The following is an 18,687-nucleotide window of genomic DNA, read 5'->3' as shown; positions in this document are numbered from 1 at the left end:
TAAGGTCTCTTTTTTTATGCGAAAAAATAAAGATGAGAAATTAATAAGAGGAAGTTAATTAAAATACGATAGCCAATTAGCTATCGCATAAGTAACACTAACTTTTAAAAAAGAAGTGTTACTTTATAATTAACGAGTTGATGAGAGCTTTAACATAATCTGCAAGTTCACGTTGTTTAATTCCACCGAATCCTAAAATAAATTTAGGATACTCTAAGGGGATATCATCATAGTTATATATTTCGAGTTTTAATTTGTTATTCTTAGCCTTGTCTAAGCATTGCTGTGTAGTGAGACCATTCAGAACTGTTAAATTAAAATGCATCCCAGTAAGTGCTCCTTCAATTTGCAATTGGTCTTTATATTTTTCGAGATGGTGCAATATATAATTTAATTTGTCTCTATAAATTTTCCTCATTTTATTTAAATGTCTTTCAAAGCTACCACTTGCCATAAATTGTGCAACCATATGTTGAATGTGCACAGGTACAGTATTACCTTCTTTTAATTTTCTTTGTTTATATTTTGATAATATTTCTTTTGGTAAAACAATATATGCAATTCTACAGCTAGGATAGAGTGATTTTGAAAATGTACTTATATAAACAACTTTTCCTTTAGTATCTAAACTTTGTAGAGCTGGTATAGGTTTACCAAAGTACCTGAACTCTGAATCATAATCATCTTCAATAATGTAACGTTGTTCATCTTGTTGTGCCCATTGAATAAGTTGAGTTCTCTTTTTTAAATTGGTGACATGACCAGTAGGAAATTGATGTGAAGGTGTAATATATAAAATATTATATTTTGATTCTAAGATAGGGCGAACTTGTATGCCATTTTTTTCAACAGGAACTTGTAAATAGTTCATATTCTTTTTGTCTAAGACATGTTTGATCGGAGGATAACTCGGTTTCTCGATGATAAACTTTTCTTGATTAAGTAAATTAGTAATCATATCGAGGAGTTGGCTAGTAGAAGAACCAATGACTATTTGATTAGGGTGACATGTTACGCCTCTACTATTAAATAAATAATGTGCAATTTGTTGACGTAATACGAACTCTCCTTGAATTTCGCCTCTTTGTAATAGTGATAAGTGATCTTCTTCAAAGACGTCTTTTGCGTATTTTCTAAATATATGCATAGGAAAATTTTCAGAGTCGATTTCAGCTAAGTTGAAGGCGAATTTGAATTGCGAGTTTTCATTACTTTCATTATGCATCTCTAAATGATCATTATTAGGATAAGTTTCTCTATTGATAACTGGCAATGATTCAATATCTGATACATAGTATCCAGATCTCGGCTTAGAGTATATAAATCCTTCATCTAATAACAGTTGATAAGCGTGTTCAATAGTTGTATGACTCATTGACAAATGTTCGCTTAATTGTCTTTTCGAAGGAAACTTATCATTGGAATGGTATTGACCTTCGATAATTTGATTTTTTAACTTTTCATAAAGAGATAAGTAAAGTGGTTGTGATGATTTCATAAATCTGACCCCTATTATTATGGATAAATTGAACCTTTTTAAATATCAGTTTATCTCTTAAAATGAATTTAATCAATAAGTAAAGGGGTAATAACATGTCAAAAATCGTAGGCTCAGAAAGAGTAAAAAGAGGAATGGCTGAAATGCAAAAAGGTGGCGTTATTATGGACGTCGTAAATGCAGAACAAGCTAATATTGCTGAAGAAGCTGGTGCTGTTGCAGTAATGGCTTTAGAACGCGTTCCATCAGACATCCGAGCAGCAGGTGGCGTGGCACGTATGGCTAATCCTAAAATTGTAGAGGAAGTAATGAATGCTGTGTCTATACCTGTTATGGCTAAAGCCCGTATAGGACATATTACTGAAGCTAGAGTATTAGAATCAATGGGTGTTGATTATATCGATGAATCTGAAGTATTGACTCCAGCTGATGAAGAGTATCACTTAAGAAAAGATCAATTTACAGTGCCTTTCGTTTGTGGTTGCCGTAATTTAGGTGAAGCTGCACGACGTATTGGAGAAGGTGCTGCAATGTTACGTACGAAAGGTGAACCTGGAACAGGCAATATCGTAGAAGCTGTACGTCACATGAGACGCGTTAATGCTGAAGTTAGTCGTCTAACAGTAATGAATGATGATGAAATTATGACTTTCGCTAAAGATTTGGGAGCACCTTTTGAAGTATTAAAACAAATTAAAGATAATGGACGTTTACCAGTAGTAAACTTTGCAGCAGGTGGCGTAGCAACACCTCAAGATGCTGCTTTAATGATGGAATTAGGTGCTGATGGTGTATTTGTTGGTTCTGGTATTTTTAAATCAGAAGATCCTGAAAAATTTGCTAAAGCAATTGTCCAAGCAACGACTCATTATCAAGATTATGAATTAATTGGAAAATTGGCTAGTGAACTTGGTACAGCGATGAAAGGTTTAGATATCAACCAAATTTCTTTAGAAGAACGTATGCAAGAGCGTGGATGGTAATTTATGAAAATAGGTGTATTAGCATTACAAGGTGCAGTTCGTGAACACATTCGTCACATAGAGTTAAGTGGTCATGAAGGTGTCGCAGTAAAAAGAGTTGAACAACTTGAAGATATTGCTGGTTTGATTTTGCCAGGTGGTGAATCTACAACACTAAGAAGACTAATGGACTTATATGGCTTTAAGGAAGCGTTAAAGCAATCTGATTTACCAATGTTTGGCACATGTGCGGGATTGATCGTACTTGCAAAAGATGTTGAAGGTGAATCTGGCTATTTAAAAAAGTTGGATATTACAGTCGAACGTAATTCATTTGGTCGTCAAGTTGATAGTTTTGAATCGGAACTTAATATAAAAGGTGTTGCTAAAGATATTGAAGGTGTATTCATACGCGCACCACATATTGCTCAAGTTGAGAAAGGTGTAGACATTCTTAGCCGAGTAGGAGATAAGATTGTTGCGGTTAAACAAGGTAAATATCTTGGTGTCTCTTTCCATCCTGAATTCACCGACGATTATCGTGTAACTGAATACTTCATTAACCATATGATAAAGAATAATTAATTAATCTTTTGATAAACGGTCATCTTAAAGGTGGCCGTTTTTAATTTTTCGGAAAATGAATTTCAAAAGCAAATGTAAGCTCATAAAAAAAAACGCAAGAGCAACTTTCCTAAGTTACTCTCGCGTTTGATTAAATAAAGAATCCTGCAATTGCTGCAGAAATAAATGATACTAATGTTGCACCGAACAATAGTTTTAATCCAAATCGTGCTACGATATCACCTTTTTTATCATTTAGTGATTTAATCGCACCGGAAATAATACCTATTGAACTGAAATTAGCAAATGATACTAAGAATACTGAAGTGACACCTTTAGCATGCTCAGATAAACCATGTGTTTTACCGAGTGCTTGCATAGCAACGAATTCATTTGATAATAATTTTGTCGCCATAATTGAACCTGACTGCACAGCATCATGCCAAGGAACACCAGTTAGGAATGCGAATGGTGCAAAGACAAAACCGATTAACGTTTGGAAATTCCAATCCAATGTTCCACCTGATAATAGACTAAAGATTCCACTTACTACACCATTAAGTAAAGCAATAAGAGCAATATAACCAATTAACATTGCACCGACAATCACTGCTACTTTGAAACCATCTAAAATATATTCACCAAGCATTTCGAAGAATGATTGATTTTTAGTTTCACTTTCATCGACTAATAATTTATCATCTTCTTCATTCACTTTATACGGATTGATAATAGACGCGATGATGAAACCACCAAATAAGTTAAGTACCACAGCTGTTACAACATATTTAGGTTCTATTAATGTGAAGTAGGCTCCAATAATTGAAGCAGATACTGTCGACATTGCAGATGCAGTTAATGTATACAAACGTTGTTTAGGTATGTATGGCAATTGTTGTTTTAATGAGATAAATACCTCTGATTGTCCTAAAATTGCTGCTGCTACAGCATTGTAAGATTCTAAACGTCCCATGCCATTAATTTTAGAAATTAAAAAACCTAAAATGTTAATTATAAGCGGTAAAATTCTTGTATATTGTAAAATACCGATAAGCGCTGAGATAAACACGATAGGTAACAATACATTAAAGAAGAATGGAGGGTTTTTTGGATCTAATTTAAAACCACCGAATACGAAATTGACACCCTCAGCAGCTTGCTTTAATAAATAACTGAAACCATACGAAATACCACCAATAACTGTGATACCTATATTTGTTTTTAATAAAATAAATGCAAATATCAATTGAATTACTAAGAGTAATCCGACATATTTCCAACGGATATTTTTTCTATCTGAACTAAATAAAAATGCGAGTGCTAAAAAGAATATAATTCCTATAATCCCAATCAAAATATGCATGTTTTTCATTCCTTTAAATTTTTCTATTCTCTATCATACAATAAAATGAACGCGCTAACATCATAAAATTTAAATTTTAAAAATCAAATTGGTTGAAAAAGGTCAAAGGTGGTCATATAATAAAGTCAAAGAAGGTCAAAAAGAGGTGATATCCATGCATAACATGTCTGACATCATAGAACAATACATTAAACATTTATTCGAGGAAACAAATGAAGATGTGGTCGAAATACAACGCGCTAATATTGCACAACGCTTCGATTGTGTTCCTTCTCAATTAAATTATGTTATTAAAACACGCTTCACAAATGAACATGGTTATGAAATAGAAAGTAAACGGGGTGGCGGAGGCTACATCCGAATCACTAAAATTGAAAATAAAGATGCATCAGGTTATATTAATCACTTACTTCAATTGATAGGGCCTTCTATTTCTCAACAACAAGCGTATTATGTTATAGATGGTTTACTAGATAAAGGTCTAATTAACCAAAGAGAAGCTAAAATGATCCAAGCAGTTATAGATAGAGAGACATTAAAAATGGATGTGGTCGCAAGAGATATTATACGCGCTAATATTTTAAAACGATTACTTCCAGTTATAAACTATTATTAATGAAGTGAGGTGTCTGAACGTGCTTTGTGAAAACTGTCATTTAAATGAAGCAGAAGTAAAATTAACAGTTAAAAGTAAAGACGGTACTCACGAAAAATGGGTATGCTCAATATGTGCTCCAGGTGATAATCCATGGCACCAATCTCATGAGGATACTTCTTACCATGTGCATCAGGATGATATAGAGGAAGCTTTTGTAGTTAAACAGATTTTACAACATCTTGCTACGAAACATGATATTAATTTTCAAGAAATGGCGTTCAAAGAGGAAAAGCAATGCCCAACATGTCAAATGACTTTAAAAGATATTGCGCACGTTGGTAAATTCGGTTGCGCGAATTGTTACGCAACTTTTAAAGAAGACATTATCGATATTGTTAGACGTGTACAGGGAGGCCAATTTGAACATGTAGGTAAAACGCCTCAATCTTCATATAAGAAACTTGCAATTAAAAAGCAAATCGAAGAAAAAACAAAATATCTAAACAAATTAATTGAAGAACAAAATTTCGAGGAAGCGGCTGTTGTACGTGATGAAATTAAAGCATTAAAAGATGAGAGTGAGGTGTCTCGTAATGAGTGACATTCATACTAATATAAGTGAATGGATGAAGATGACAGAAGAGGCACCTGTAGTTATTTCTTCTCGTATTAGATTAGCAAGAAATCTAGAAAATCACGTCCATCCTTTGATGTTTCCTTCTGAACAAGAGGGTTTTCGAGTTATCAACGAAGTTCAAGATGCGCTTCCAAACTTAAAGTTACAACGTTTAGACACTATGGATCAACAAAGTAAAATGAAATTAGTTGCGAAACATCTTGTCAGTCCAGAACTTATCAAACAGCCAGCATCCGCGGTGCTGTTAAATGAAGATGAATCTTTAAGTGTAATGATTAACGAAGAAGATCATATTCGAATTCAAGCGTTAGGAACAGATTTATCGTTGCGTGAATTATATCAAAGGGCTTCAAATATTGATGATGAGTTGGATAGTGATTTAGATATAAGTTATGACGAACACTTAGGTTATTTAACAACATGTCCAACTAATATAGGCACTGGAATGCGCGCAAGTGTCATGCTACATTTACCAGGACTTTCTATTATGAAGAGAATGAATCGTATCGCTCAAACAATTAATCGTTTTGGATTTACGATTCGAGGTATTTATGGAGAAGGTTCACAAGTATATGGACATATTTATCAAGTTTCAAACCAACTTACTTTAGGGAAAACTGAATCCGACATCATTGATAACTTAACTGAAGTAGTTAATCAAATTATCAATGAGGAAAAACAAATCAGAGAAAGACTTGATAAACATAATCCTGTAGAGACACTTGATAGAGTTTATCGCTCACTAGGGATTTTACAAAATAGTAGAATCATATCAATGGAAGAAGCATCATTTCGCTTGAGTGAAGTTAAGCTTGGCATTGATTTAAACTATATTTCGCTTGAAGATTTTAAATTTAATGAATTAATGGTAGCTATTCAATCGCCATTTTTAATAGATGAAGATGATGATAAAACAGTAAATGAAAAAAGAGCTGATTTATTAAGGAAACATATAAAATAGGAGGTATTTTATATATGCTATTTGGTAGATTAACAGAACGTGCACAACGCGTACTAGCGCACGCACAAGAAGAAGCAATTCGCTTGAACCATTCAAATATTGGAACGGAACATCTTTTATTAGGTTTAATGAAAGAACCTGAAGGTATCGCTGCCAAAGTGTTAGAAAGCTTTAATATCACTGAAGATAAAGTTATTGAAGAAGTTGAAAAGTTAATTGGCCATGGTCAAGAACAAATGGGCACTTTACATTACACACCTAGAGCTAAAAAAGTTATTGAGCTTTCAATGGATGAAGCGAGAAAACTACATCATAACTTTGTGGGAACAGAACATATTCTTCTAGGCTTAATCCGTGAAAATGAAGGTGTCGCAGCACGTGTCTTTGCCAATTTAGATTTAAATATTACAAAAGCACGCGCGCAAGTAGTAAAAGCTTTAGGTAGTCCAGAAATGAGTAATAAAAATGCTCAAGCAAATAAATCAAATAACACTCCAACATTAGATAGTTTAGCTAGAGACTTAACAGTTATTGCTAAAGATGGCACTTTAGATCCTGTAGTTGGAAGAGATAAAGAAATTACTCGTGTGATTGAAGTGCTCAGCCGTCGTACTAAAAATAACCCAGTACTTATCGGTGAACCTGGTGTGGGTAAAACTGCTATAGCTGAAGGTTTAGCACAAGCAATCGTTAATAATGAAGTCCCAGAAACTCTAAAAGATAAACGAGTGATGTCACTCGATATGGGAACTGTCGTTGCTGGTACAAAATACCGCGGTGAATTTGAAGAACGCTTGAAAAAAGTAATGGAAGAAATTCATCAAGCAGGTAACGTCATTTTATTTATAGATGAGTTACACACATTAGTTGGTGCTGGAGGTGCGGAAGGTGCAATTGACGCTTCTAATATTCTTAAACCAGCATTAGCTAGAGGAGAGTTACAATGTATTGGTGCTACAACATTAGATGAATATCGTAAAAATATTGAGAAAGACGCTGCGTTAGAACGTCGTTTCCAACCTGTTCAAGTTGATGAACCAACAGTTGAAGATACGATTGAAATCTTAAAAGGATTACGTGATCGTTATGAAGCTCATCATAGAATTAATATATCTGATGAGGCTTTAGAAGCTGCGGCAAAATTAAGTAATCGTTATGTATCAGATCGTTTCTTACCAGACAAAGCGATTGACCTTATTGATGAAGCAAGTTCTAAGGTTAGATTGAAAAGTCATACAACTCCTAACAATCTAAAAGAGATTGAACAAGAAATTGAAAATGTAAAAAATGAAAAAGATGCTGCCGTTCATGCACAAGAATTTGAAAATGCAGCAAACTTAAGAGACAAACAATCTAAGCTTGAAAAACAATATGAAGAAGCTAAAAACGAATGGAAAAACTCTCAAGGTGGTGTAAGTACAGCTTTATCTGAAGAAGATATTGCTGAAGTTATCGCAGGATGGACAGGTATTCCATTAACTAAAATTAATGAAACTGAATCAGATCGCTTACTCAACCTTGAAGATACACTTCATAACCGAGTTATCGGTCAAAATGACGCTGTTAATTCAATTAGTAAAGCTGTAAGACGTGCTCGCGCTGGATTAAAAGATCCTAAACGTCCAATCGGTAGCTTTATCTTCTTAGGTCCTACAGGTGTAGGTAAAACAGAATTAGCTCGTGCATTAGCTGAATCTATGTTTGGTGAAGATGATGCTATGATTCGTGTTGATATGAGTGAATTTATGGAGAAACATGCTGTGAGTCGTTTAGTTGGAGCACCTCCAGGCTACGTAGGTCATGATGATGGTGGTCAATTAACTGAAAAAGTTAGACGCAAACCTTACTCAGTTATTTTATTTGATGAAATTGAAAAAGCCCACCCTGACGTATTTAATATCTTGCTACAAGTATTAGACGATGGTCATCTAACTGATACTAAAGGTCGTACTGTAGATTTCCGTAACACAGTCATTATTATGACATCAAATGTTGGTGCGCAAGAATTACAAGACCAACGATTTGCAGGATTTGGCGGTGCTTCAGAGGGTAATGACTACGAAACAATTCGCAAAACAATGATGAAAGAACTCAAAAATTCATTCCGTCCTGAATTCTTAAACCGTGTGGATGATATCATCGTATTCCATAAACTATCTAAAGAAGAATTGAAAGAAATTGTTACTATGATGGTTAAGAAACTTACTGATCGATTATCTGAACAAAACATCAATATTTCTGTAACTGATAAAGCTAAAGAAAAAATCGCAGAAGAAGGTTACGATCCAGAATACGGTGCTAGACCATTAATTAGAGCCATCCAAAAAACTGTAGAAGATAATCTTAGTGAATTAATTTTAGATGGTAATCAAATTGAAGGTAAAGAAGTCACAATCGATCATGATGGCGATGAATTCAAATATGATATCCATGAAAAGTCAGATGATAAAGAAACCACTGAAGCTTAATTGATTATTACTAATATATTGAATAACTAAAGTAATGTTTGCTATTTGCATCATTAATAAATGACATCTCTCGCTGTTTGAGGGATGTCATTTTTTTACATATTTTTCAATTTGTTTAAAACTGATGATGGGATATTCATTTTCCGGAAAATAAAAAACAATACACTAGCGATTATACAAAATTGCAGAAATTAAAATAGACAAAAATAAAATTATTTATAAAAAATCATAGTTTAATAACCACATAAAAATAGACTATATCATAATCATTTACATTTAATTTGTCATAATCAAAATGTCAGTTTAAAATAGATTTGTTCATAATAATTTGGAGGTGCAGAAGTGGCCAAGAAAAAAGTAATATTTGAGTGTATGGCATGTGGCTATCAATCTCCTAAATGGATGGGGAAATGTCCAAACTGTGGTGCATGGAACCAGATGGAAGAAATTGTAGAGAAAGCTGCAAACCCTAAACATGGAGTGAAATCTAAAGAAGCAGCTGGAAAAGTTCAAAAATTGGATAATGTTAAACATGAATCTACCCCTAGAATTCTAACGGATTCTAAAGAATTTAACAGAGTCCTTGGTGGAGGGATTGTCAGTGGATCACTCGTACTTATAGGTGGCGATCCTGGTATTGGGAAGTCTACGTTGCTTCTTCAAATATGTGCGGCATTATCTCAAAATAAGAATGTCTTATATATTACAGGTGAGGAATCTATCAATCAGACTAAACTACGTGCCGATCGCTTAGAAGAAGATTCTAGTCAACTCAATGTATTAGCAGAGACTGATTTAGAAGTCATTCATCAAACAGTTAAGGATGAACGCCCAGATTTACTTGTAGTAGATTCAATTCAAACTATTTATCATCCTGAAATCAGTTCTGCACCGGGTTCTGTATCTCAAGTAAGAGAAAGTACCCAAAGTCTAATGAATATCGCAAAGCAAATGGATATCGCAACGTTCATCGTCGGTCATGTTACGAAAGAAGGACAAATTGCCGGTCCAAGATTACTTGAACATATGGTGGATACCGTGCTTTACTTTGAAGGTGATGAACATCATGCTTATCGAATTTTACGTGCGGTTAAAAACCGTTTTGGCTCCACGAATGAGATGGGTATTTTCGAAATGAAGCAAAGTGGTTTGAAAGGTGTCTTAAATCCGTCTGAAATGTTCTTAGAAGAACGTTCTACAAACGTGCCAGGTTCAACAATTGTACCGACTATGGAAGGTACAAGACCATTATTAATAGAGGTCCAAGCGTTAGTCACACCGACCACTTTCAACAATCCAAGACGTATGGCTACGGGCATAGATCATAATCGATTAAGTTTGCTTATGGCAGTTTTAGAGAAGAAGGAGAATTATTTACTTCAACAACAAGATGCTTATATCAAAGTTGCTGGTGGTGTGAAATTAACAGAACCAGCCGTTGACTTAAGTATTATTGTTGCGACAGCTTCAAGCTTTAAGGATAAAGCGGTAGACGGTTTAGATTGCTTTGTTGGAGAGGTTGGTCTAACAGGTGAAGTTCGACGTGTGTCACGCATTGAACAACGCGTGCAAGAGGCGGCTAAACTTGGATTCAAACGAGCGATTATACCTCAGACTAATATTGGTGGGTGGACTTTCCCGGAAGGTATTCAAGTCATAGGAGTGTCTTCTGTGCATGAGGCTTTAAAATATGCGCTTCATTCTTCATAATCCTCCCTCATAGTAGTTAGTGAGTTTTAAGATTTAAACGCATATAGTTTTTTAATTTAGTTTTCACAAATTTCATTATAATTATGTTAAATAAGTGATTTACATACAATGAATAGACAGCCATGAGAGGAGGATAAGATTGAATATCATTAGATTAATGGTGGTAATTATTTATATCATTATCGGTGCTGCACTAGGGATTATCATCATCCCAGAAGTAGTATCTGATTTAGGGATTAACACTTACCCAATTATCACTAATCATTACATAGATGGATTAATAGGGATCATATTGTTCTTCATTATATTTGGATTTTTCTTAAAAAAGGTCACATACGCTTTTAAAGAACTAGAACAAATTATAATGCGCCGCAGTGCGGTTGAAATCTTGTTCGCAACAATTGGTTTGATTATTGGATTATTTATTTCTGTGATGGTTTCTTTCATCTTAGAACTAATAGGAAATTCAATGCTCAATCATTTTATCCCAATTATAATAACAATTATTTTATGTTATCTTGGATTCCAATTTGGTTTAAAGAAACGTGATGAGATGTTAATGTTTTTGCCTGAAAATATGGCACGCTCAATGTCCTACAACACACGTAAAGCAATCCCTAAAATCATCGATACAAGCGCAATTATTGATGGGCGTATATTAGATATTATTCGTTGTGGATTTATTGATGGAGATATTCTTATCCCTCAAGGTGTTATAAATGAATTACAAGTCGTAGCTGATGCGAATGATAGTGTAAAAAGAGAAAAGGGTCAGCGTGGATTAGACATTCTTAATCAACTTTATGATTTAGACTATCCTACTCGAGTCATAAATCCAACGAAATCTCATAATGATATTGATACTTTATTAATCAAATTAGCACAACATTACCACGCTCACGTTATTACAACGGATTTTAATTTAAATAAAGTGTGTCATGTCCAAGGCATTATGGCACTTAATGTTAATGATTTATCTGAAGCTATTAAGCCTAACGTACATCAAGGTGACCACCTCAATATCCTTTTAACTAAAATGGGGAAAGAGCCTGGTCAAGGCGTTGGGTATTTAGATGATGGCACAATGGTCGTTGTTGATAACGCTAAGAAATTAGTGGGCCAACATGTTAACTTAGAAGTCATCAGTTTACTACAAACTTCATCTGGTAGAATCGTTTTTGCGAAACATGTCGATGACAATAGTTCTGATTTTGAAAATTAATTCTAAAAAGAGGTTTCATGTGAAACTACATATTTTATAATTAAGTATGTATTTTACATGAAACCTTTTCTCATATAAAAAACTATTAACTATGAAAGACTGTTAAAACAATAGACTTATCAAAGGCGTGTTTAAGTGCTACAATATTATTGAATGTTATGTAAGAATGAATAATCAATGTTTCACGAAAGTTATTCACAAAGTAATGGTTAAACACATCATAAACTTTTGAATAACTTTTTTTAAAATTGAATTAAACTACTGAAAACATGAAAGCTTACATGCTTAATGGTTTGAAACATGACTTGAAAATATTAAATGCGATTGCTTCATAAAATGAGTTATCATAGGTCATTTATTTTCAATCAGTTCATCAACCACATAAATAATAATCGTAGGAGTGAATATAATGAGTGAACGCATCAGAGTAAGATATGCGCCAAGTCCAACAGGCTACTTGCATATTGGTAATGCTAGAACAGCATTATTTAACTATTTATTTGCGAAACATTATGATGGAGATTTTGTAGTTCGTATAGAAGATACGGACAGTAAACGTAATTTAGAAGATGGTGAATCTTCACAATTTGATAACTTAAAATGGTTAGGTTTAGACTGGGATGAATCTATCGATAAAGATAAAGGTTTTGGTCCATATCGTCAGTCTGAACGTGCTGATATTTATAATCCACTTATTCAACAATTACTTGATGAAGATAGAGCATACAAGTGTTACATGACTGAGGAAGAATTAGAAGAAGAACGTGAAGCGCAAATTGCTCGTGGAGAAATGCCTCGTTATGGCGGACAACACGCACATTTATCAGAAGAACAACGCAAACAGTTCGAAGCTGAAGGACGTAAACCATCTATTCGCTTCCGCGTGCCTAAAGATAAAACTTATAGTTTCAAAGATATGGTAAAAGGTGAAATTTCTTTTGATTCAAATAATATGGGTGATTGGGTCATTGTTAAGAAAGATGGCGTTCCAACGTATAACTTTGCAGTTGCTGTAGACGATCATTATATGAAAATTTCAGATGTTATTCGTGGTGATGACCATGTTTCTAACACACCTAAACAATTGATGATATATGAAGCGTTCGGTTGGGAACCACCACGCTTTGGTCATATGTCATTAATCGTTAATGAAGAACGTAAAAAGTTAAGTAAACGTGACGGTCAAATTTTACAATTTATTGAGCAATACCGTGATTTAGGTTACTTACCAGAAGCACTATTTAACTTTATTACTTTATTAGGTTGGTCACCTGAAGGTGAAGAAGAAATCTTTTCTAAAGAAGAATTTATTAAAATCTTCGATGAAAAACGTTTATCTAAATCACCAGCTATGTTCGACAGACAAAAGTTAGCTTGGGTAAATAACCAATATATGAAAACGAAAGACACTGATACAGTATTTGAATTAGCATTACCGCATTTAATCAAAGCAAATCTTATCCCAGAAAATCCTTCTGAAGAAGATAAAGAATGGGGTAGAAAACTTGTTGCTTTATATCAAAAAGAAATGAGTTACGCAGGTGAAATTGTTCCATTATCAGAAATGTTCTTCCACGAAATGCCAGAACTTGGTGAAGAGGAGCAAGAAGTTATAAATGGTGAACAAGTTCCTGAGTTAATGAATCATTTATACGGTAAATTAGAAGCTTTAGAACCATTTGAAGCAGCAGAAATTAAGAAAACAATTAAAGAAGTTCAAAAAGAGACAGGTATTAAAGGTAAACAATTGTTCATGCCAATTCGTGTAGCCGTTACAGGTCAAATGCATGGACCAGAATTACCAAATACGATTGAAGTTTTAGGTAAAGAAAAAGTATTATCACGATTACAAAAGTATGTATAGTAAATTAATAACGAAGTTTAGCTTTATCTAGTGCAGTATGATTAAAAAACGTGTGTTTCGACTTGAAATTTCACAATTAACGACCTATTATTATAACTATAAAAATGAATCAAAGGATTAGTAATTAATTATTACATGACTCAGAGAGTGTGCGGTCGCTGTGAGCACATCATTAATATTAATGAATGCACCTTTGTTGAACTAAGATGAATAATACAAATGAGAGTAACGCTAACATTTTAAAGTTTCGTTACTAAATGAAGAGTGGAACCGTGCTAAGAGCGCCTCTAACATCAGTTGTTAGAGGTGCTTTTTTAATAACATTAATTTTAAAATTGTGCATGACGGTCGAAAAATTATTTCATGTAAAGAACAGATATCTTAATGATTGAACCAAGGGGGAGAAGATCTTGTTAAGAAGAATGAGAGACGATATAAAAATGGTGTTTGAACAGGATCCAGCAGCACGCTCAACTTTAGAAGTAGTTACTACCTATGCAGGATTACATGCGGTATGGAGTCATTTGATAGCCCATAAATTATATAATAAGAAACGTTATACAGCAGCGAGAGTCATCTCACAAGTGTCACGCTTTTTTACGGGTATAGAAATTCATCCCGGAGCAAAAATTGGTAAACGATTATTTATTGATCACGGTATGGGTGTTGTAATTGGTGAGACATGTACAATTGGGGATAACGTCACGATTTACCAAGGTGTTACTTTAGGTGGTACAGGTAAAGAAAAAGGTAAGCGTCACCCGGACATTGGAGATAATGTTTTAATTGCAGCTGGTTCTAAGGTGTTGGGGAATATTCAAATTGAATCAAATGTAAATATTGGTGCGAATTCAGTTGTACTACAATCTGTACCAAGCTATACCACTGTTGTAGGTATACCGGGTCATATCGTTAAACAAGAAGGTAAGCGTATCGGTAAAACATTTGACCATCGCAACTTACCTGATCCACTTTTCGAACAAATCAAACATTTAGAACGACAACTTGAAAAAGCTAAGAATGGAGAGATTCAAGATGATTACATTATATAATACGTTAACACGTCGGAAAGAAACATTTGAGCCGATTGAACCAGGCAAGGTGAAAATGTATGTTTGTGGTCCGACAGTTTACAATTATATACACATCGGAAATGCAAGACCTGCTATTAACTATGATGTTGTTAGAAGATATTTTGAATACAAAGGTTATGAAGTGATTTACGTTTCCAATTTCACTGATGTGGATGATAAATTAATTAATCGCTCTAAAGAACTAAATGAAAGTGTTCCTGAAATTGCAGAAAAGTACATCAAAGCATTCTATGAAGACGTAGGTGCATTGAACGTTAAGAAAGCAACATCCAATCCGCGTGTGATGAACCATATGCAAGAAATTATAGATTTCATTAAAGAATTAGTAGATGAAGGGTATGCTTATGAGAGTGATGGAGATGTGTACTTTAGAACGCGTCAATTTGATGGATATGGTAAATTAAGTCATCAATCTCTAGATGACCTCAAAGTAGGCGCGCGTATTGAAGCGGGAGAACAAAAAGAAGATGCGCTCGATTTTACTTTATGGAAAAAAGCGAAACCTGGCGAAATCAGTTGGGATAGTCCATTTGGTAAAGGTCGTCCAGGCTGGCATATCGAATGCTCAGTTATGGCTTATCATGAATTAGGAGCGACAATCGATATTCATGCAGGAGGGTCAGATTTACAATTCCCTCACCATGAAAATGAAATTGCCCAGTCAGAAGCACACAATCATGCACCATTTGCGAATTACTGGATGCACAATGGATTCATAAATATAGATAACGAAAAAATGAGTAAATCATTAGGTAACTTCATTTTAGTACACGACATTATTAAAGAAATAGATCCAGATGTACTACGTTTCTTTATGATTAGTGTCCATTACCGTAGCCCGATTAATTATAATTTAGAACTAGTAGGAGCTGCGAGAAGCGGTTTAGAACGTATACGCAATAGTTATAAATTGATTGAAGAACGTGAAGCCATTGCTACAGATTTAGAAGAACATTCTGAATACATTGATCAAATAGAAACGATTCTCCGACAATTTGAAGCGGTTATGGATGATGACTTTAATACAGCTAATGCTGTCACTGCTTGGTATGATTTAGCCAAACTTGCGAATAAATATGTTCTAGAGAACACAACGTCTACGAAGGTACTTCATAGATTTAAAGAAGTATATCAAATCTTCAGTGATGTTCTTGGCGTCCCACTTAAAGGTGAAAATGAAAACGAGTTACTAGATGAGGATATTGAAAAGCTTATAGAAGAACGTAATGAAGCTCGTAAAAATAAAGATTTCGCACGTGCTGATGAAATTCGAGACATGTTGAAAGAACGTAACATTATTTTAGAAGATACGCCACAAGGTGTCAGATTTAAGCGTGGCTAAATAATGAATGTTAAATTATTAAATCCATTGACGCTTGCTTATATGGGCGATGCCGTATTAGATCAACATGTACGAGAATATATTGTTCTTAAATTACAAAGTAAACCGAATCGTCTACACCAGGTATCAAAACAATATGTTTCTGCTAAAAGCCAAGCTCAGACATTAGAGTATTTAATATCTAATGATTGGTTTACTGAAGAAGAGTTAAATGTTTTGAGAAGGGGACGTAATGCTAAAAGCTATACCAAAGCTAAAAATACTGATGTTCAAACATATCGAAAAAGTTCAGCCTTGGAAGCAGTTATAGGTTTTTTATATTTAGATCATCAACATGCGCGTTTAGAAGAATTACTTCAAACTATTGTTGAAATAGTAAATGAAAGGTAGTGAGAACGTGGAAGATACTGTCATAGTAGGAAGACATGCAGTTAAAGAAGCGATTGTTTCGGGGCATGCTATAAATAAGATTTTGATTCAAGATGGTATAAAAAAACAACAGATTAATGAAATTTTAAAAAATGCAAAAGCTCAAAAATTGATAGTTCAAACCGTGCCAAAATCTAAATTAGATTTTTTATCAAATGCACCTCATCAAGGGGTTGCTGCATTAGTCGCTCCATATGAATATGAAGATTTTGATGAATTTTTACAAAGCCAGAAGAATAAAGATGGCTTTTCTACAATATTAATTTTAGATGGTCTAGAAGATCCGCATAATCTTGGTTCTATATTAAGGACTGCTGATGCAACTGGAGTAGACGGAGTCATTATTCCTAAAAGACGTTCAGTAGCGCTCACGCAGACTGTTGCAAAAGCTTCAACTGGAGCTATTCAACATGTTCCAGTTATACGCGTTACGAACCTTTCTAAGACAATCGATGAATTAAAAGAAAATGGTTTTTGGGTCGCAGGTACCGAAGCAAGTAATGCTACGGATTATCGTGACTTACAGGCGGATATGTCTTTAGCTATCGTGATAGGAAGCGAAGGACAAGGAATGAGTCGCTTAGTGAGCGATAAATGTGATTTTTACATTAAAATACCTATGGTTGGACATGTTAATAGTCTCAATGCTTCTGTAGCAGCAAGCTTGATGATGTATGAAGTATTTCGTAAAAGAGATGAGACTGGAGAGATGTCATGAAGGAAAGATATCTAATTATCGATGGCTATAATATGATAGGTCAATCTTCAGCATTAAGTGCGATTGCTAAAGAGAGTTTAGAAGAAGCAAGAGAGCAACTTTTGGATGCCATAGCAAACTATAATGCACTTATTGCTGATGAAATTGTGTGTGTATTTGATGCATATGAACAATCCGGAATTGAAAGAGAATACGTATACCATGGCGTTAGAACGGTGTTTACTAAAGAGAAAGAAACAGCAGATAGTTTTATCGAACGTTATGTATATGAGTTATATGATAAACATACAACGCATATCACCGTTGTTACGAGTGATATGAGTGAGCAACATGCCATTTTTGGATCTGGGGCATACCGCATATCTTCGAGGGAAATGTGGCGCGATTTAAAAGAAAATGAAATCACAGTGAGCAAATCAATTGATGATTTTAGTGAAAAGAAACCCAGAACTCGAATTCAGTTATCAAATGAGATACTAGAAGAATTTGAAAAAATCAGACGTGGAAACCATCGAAATGATTAATACAGTGGTATTGATAAATTTAATCTAAGTCATATAAACTAACCTAACAATAAAGGAAGGTTAGGTATACGTGATTGAATCAAAGACATCAAGATGAATTAACACAGTATCATTTCAACATCGAAACTGAAGATATCGAGCGTATATTTGAGACGCTACTTAGAGAGTTGAGACCACTCATTTTTAGAAAAATTGGATACATAACATCGAATCAATTTGATATTGAGGATATGTATCAAGAGATTATCATAAAAATGTATCGAGCACTTCAACATTATGACTTTAGTAGAGCAATTCCATTTAAAAGATATTTGTACTTTCTCATTCGCTCTGTTAAGTATGACTACTTAAGAAAGAGTAGAGCTGAACGTCATCGACATGTGATGCTTATCAACGAGTACGTTGTAGATTATCATTGTGCATTAGCACTTGATGAAGTTGAAAGGTCATTTTTAAGAGAAGAATTATCAAAGGAAATTATGAGCCAAGCATTTACATTAAGCGGATTGGAAAGAGACGTCTTAAAACTAATTATTAAAGAATATAAACCGAGAGAAATTGCACAAGCATTAGAAATTAAAGATAAAGACGTTTACAATGCCATACAACGTTGTAAAATGAAAATGAAACGACAATTAAGGAAATGAAATTGTCTGTATTATTCCCTAGTAATTAGGTGATTATAGCAAAGAATGTATGTTTGACATTTATTACGACATTTATGTATAGTATA

17 protein-coding genes are annotated in these 18,687 nt (G+C 34.1%); 15 read left to right on the top strand and 2 right to left on the bottom strand.

The genetic code is table 11. From position 1 onward, the window contains the following. Positions 1 to 118 precede the first annotated feature (118 nt). Positions 119 to 1,498, bottom strand: coding sequence for a MocR-like pyridoxine biosynthesis transcription factor PdxR (locus tag HMPREF2706_RS11140; RefSeq protein ID WP_030059229.1), 1,380 nt, complete (start codon positions 1,496 to 1,498; stop codon positions 119 to 121). Positions 1,499 to 1,593: 95 nt separating this feature from the next. On the opposite strand from HMPREF2706_RS11140, the gene pdxS reads away from it, so the two are divergent. After that, positions 1,594 to 2,481 carry a pyridoxal 5'-phosphate synthase lyase subunit PdxS gene (gene pdxS, locus HMPREF2706_RS11135; protein WP_049428877.1) on the top strand — a complete coding sequence of 296 codons (888 nt, stop codon included), beginning with the start codon at positions 1,594 to 1,596 and terminating at the stop codon, positions 2,479 to 2,481. Between the two features lie 3 nt (positions 2,482 to 2,484). Then, positions 2,485 to 3,045 (top strand): pyridoxal 5'-phosphate synthase glutaminase subunit PdxT, encoded by a 561-nt coding sequence (gene pdxT, locus HMPREF2706_RS11130; RefSeq protein ID WP_030059231.1) that lies wholly within the window; start codon positions 2,485 to 2,487, stop codon positions 3,043 to 3,045. 130 nt (positions 3,046 to 3,175) lie between these two features. On the opposite strand, the gene HMPREF2706_RS11125 is transcribed toward pdxT, so the two are convergent. Next, positions 3,176 to 4,387 (bottom strand): NupC/NupG family nucleoside CNT transporter, encoded by a 1,212-nt coding sequence (locus HMPREF2706_RS11125; RefSeq protein ID WP_002452470.1) that lies wholly within the window; start codon positions 4,385 to 4,387, stop codon positions 3,176 to 3,178. A gap of 154 nt (positions 4,388 to 4,541) precedes the next feature. Here HMPREF2706_RS11125 and HMPREF2706_RS11120 point away from each other — a divergent pair, with 154 nt between their 5' ends. From HMPREF2706_RS11120 to HMPREF2706_RS11060, 13 genes are all read left to right on the top strand, one after another. Then, a complete protein-coding gene (locus HMPREF2706_RS11120) occupies positions 4,542 to 5,003 on the top strand; it encodes a CtsR family transcriptional regulator (RefSeq protein ID WP_002433457.1) in 462 nt (153 codons plus the stop codon). A gap of 19 nt (positions 5,004 to 5,022) precedes the next feature. Next, positions 5,023 to 5,586: a UvrB/UvrC motif-containing protein gene (locus HMPREF2706_RS11115; protein WP_070862378.1), complete on the top strand. Its 564-nt coding sequence runs from the start codon at positions 5,023 to 5,025 to the stop codon at positions 5,584 to 5,586. Next, positions 5,579 to 6,583 carry a protein arginine kinase gene (locus tag HMPREF2706_RS11110; protein WP_002433454.1) on the top strand — a complete coding sequence of 335 codons (1,005 nt, stop codon included), beginning with the start codon at positions 5,579 to 5,581 and terminating at the stop codon, positions 6,581 to 6,583. Before HMPREF2706_RS11115 ends, HMPREF2706_RS11110 begins: the two co-directional genes overlap by 8 nt. Before the next feature lie 14 nt (positions 6,584 to 6,597). Further along, a complete protein-coding gene (locus HMPREF2706_RS11105; RefSeq protein WP_002433302.1) occupies positions 6,598 to 9,051 on the top strand; it encodes an ATP-dependent Clp protease ATP-binding subunit in 2,454 nt (817 codons plus the stop codon). A 342-nt stretch (positions 9,052 to 9,393) separates the two neighbouring features. Then, positions 9,394 to 10,761: a DNA repair protein RadA gene (gene radA / locus HMPREF2706_RS11100; RefSeq protein WP_002433170.1), complete on the top strand. Its 1,368-nt coding sequence runs from the start codon at positions 9,394 to 9,396 to the stop codon at positions 10,759 to 10,761. Between the two features lie 157 nt (positions 10,762 to 10,918). Next, positions 10,919 to 11,983, top strand: a complete 1,065-nt coding sequence (locus tag HMPREF2706_RS11095; protein ID WP_161799216.1) for a PIN/TRAM domain-containing protein — start codon at positions 10,919 to 10,921, stop codon at positions 11,981 to 11,983. Positions 11,984 to 12,392: 409 nt separating this feature from the next. Beyond that, positions 12,393 to 13,847, top strand: coding sequence for a glutamate--tRNA ligase (gltX, locus tag HMPREF2706_RS11090; RefSeq protein WP_002433261.1), 1,455 nt, complete (start codon positions 12,393 to 12,395; stop codon positions 13,845 to 13,847). 422 nt (positions 13,848 to 14,269) lie between these two features. Next, complete coding sequence (gene cysE, locus HMPREF2706_RS11085) at positions 14,270 to 14,899, top strand: serine O-acetyltransferase (RefSeq protein ID WP_171002259.1); 630 nt, start codon at positions 14,270 to 14,272, stop codon at positions 14,897 to 14,899. Beyond that, on the top strand, positions 14,883 to 16,283 hold the full coding sequence (gene cysS, locus HMPREF2706_RS11080) for a cysteine--tRNA ligase (protein ID WP_002452474.1): 1,401 nt from the start codon (positions 14,883 to 14,885) through the stop codon (positions 16,281 to 16,283). The genes cysE and cysS overlap by 17 nt, the downstream gene beginning before the upstream one ends. Before the next feature lie 3 nt (positions 16,284 to 16,286). Further along, positions 16,287 to 16,673, top strand: coding sequence for a Mini-ribonuclease 3 (locus HMPREF2706_RS11075; protein ID WP_002433421.1), 387 nt, complete (start codon positions 16,287 to 16,289; stop codon positions 16,671 to 16,673). 7 nt (positions 16,674 to 16,680) lie between these two features. Then, the gene (rlmB, locus tag HMPREF2706_RS11070) at positions 16,681 to 17,430 is read left to right on the top strand and encodes a 23S rRNA (guanosine(2251)-2'-O)-methyltransferase RlmB (RefSeq protein WP_002452475.1); all 750 of its coding nucleotides are present in this window, start codon (positions 16,681 to 16,683) and stop codon (positions 17,428 to 17,430) included. After that, positions 17,427 to 17,954 (top strand): NYN domain-containing protein, encoded by a 528-nt coding sequence (locus HMPREF2706_RS11065; protein ID WP_002433453.1) that lies wholly within the window; start codon positions 17,427 to 17,429, stop codon positions 17,952 to 17,954. Before rlmB ends, HMPREF2706_RS11065 begins: the two co-directional genes overlap by 4 nt. Positions 17,955 to 18,028: 74 nt before the next feature. After that, on the top strand, positions 18,029 to 18,601 hold the full coding sequence (locus tag HMPREF2706_RS11060; RefSeq protein WP_023350793.1) for a sigma-70 family RNA polymerase sigma factor: 573 nt from the start codon (positions 18,029 to 18,031) through the stop codon (positions 18,599 to 18,601). Positions 18,602 to 18,687: the final 86 nt, after the last annotated feature.

It is taken from the genome of Staphylococcus sp. HMSC067F07 (assembly GCF_001837405.1).
GTDB classification, from domain to species: domain Bacteria; phylum Bacillota; class Bacilli; order Staphylococcales; family Staphylococcaceae; genus Staphylococcus; species Staphylococcus capitis.
The sequence above is the reverse complement of the archived record's forward strand: the minus strand, read 5'-3'. Positions and strand labels throughout refer to the sequence as shown.

What these genes read in the sequence shown, in the direction of transcription:
- HMPREF2706_RS11120 (WP_002433457.1), top strand. Translation starts at nt 4,542, where the DNA reads ATGCATAACATGTCTGACATCATAGAACAATACATTAAACATTTATTC.
- HMPREF2706_RS11105 (WP_002433302.1), top strand. Translation starts at nt 6,598, where the DNA reads ATGCTATTTGGTAGATTAACAGAACGTGCACAACGCGTACTAGCGCAC.
- cysS (WP_002452474.1), top strand. Translation starts at nt 14,883, where the DNA reads ATGATTACATTATATAATACGTTAACACGTCGGAAAGAAACATTTGAG.
- cysE (WP_171002259.1), top strand. Translation starts at nt 14,270, where the DNA reads ATGAGAGACGATATAAAAATGGTGTTTGAACAGGATCCAGCAGCACGC.
- HMPREF2706_RS11110 (WP_002433454.1), top strand. Translation starts at nt 5,579, where the DNA reads ATGAGTGACATTCATACTAATATAAGTGAATGGATGAAGATGACAGAA.
- pdxT (WP_030059231.1), top strand. Translation starts at nt 2,485, where the DNA reads ATGAAAATAGGTGTATTAGCATTACAAGGTGCAGTTCGTGAACACATT.
- HMPREF2706_RS11065 (WP_002433453.1), top strand. Translation starts at nt 17,427, where the DNA reads ATGAAGGAAAGATATCTAATTATCGATGGCTATAATATGATAGGTCAA.
- gltX (WP_002433261.1), top strand. Translation starts at nt 12,393, where the DNA reads ATGAGTGAACGCATCAGAGTAAGATATGCGCCAAGTCCAACAGGCTAC.
- HMPREF2706_RS11095 (WP_161799216.1), top strand. Translation starts at nt 10,919, where the DNA reads ATGGTGGTAATTATTTATATCATTATCGGTGCTGCACTAGGGATTATC.
- HMPREF2706_RS11140 (WP_030059229.1), bottom strand. Translation starts at nt 1,498, where the DNA reads ATGAAATCATCACAACCACTTTACTTATCTCTTTATGAAAAGTTAAAA.
- pdxS (WP_049428877.1), top strand. Translation starts at nt 1,594, where the DNA reads ATGTCAAAAATCGTAGGCTCAGAAAGAGTAAAAAGAGGAATGGCTGAA.
- HMPREF2706_RS11075 (WP_002433421.1), top strand. Translation starts at nt 16,287, where the DNA reads ATGAATGTTAAATTATTAAATCCATTGACGCTTGCTTATATGGGCGAT.
- HMPREF2706_RS11125 (WP_002452470.1), bottom strand. Translation starts at nt 4,387, where the DNA reads ATGCATATTTTGATTGGGATTATAGGAATTATATTCTTTTTAGCACTC.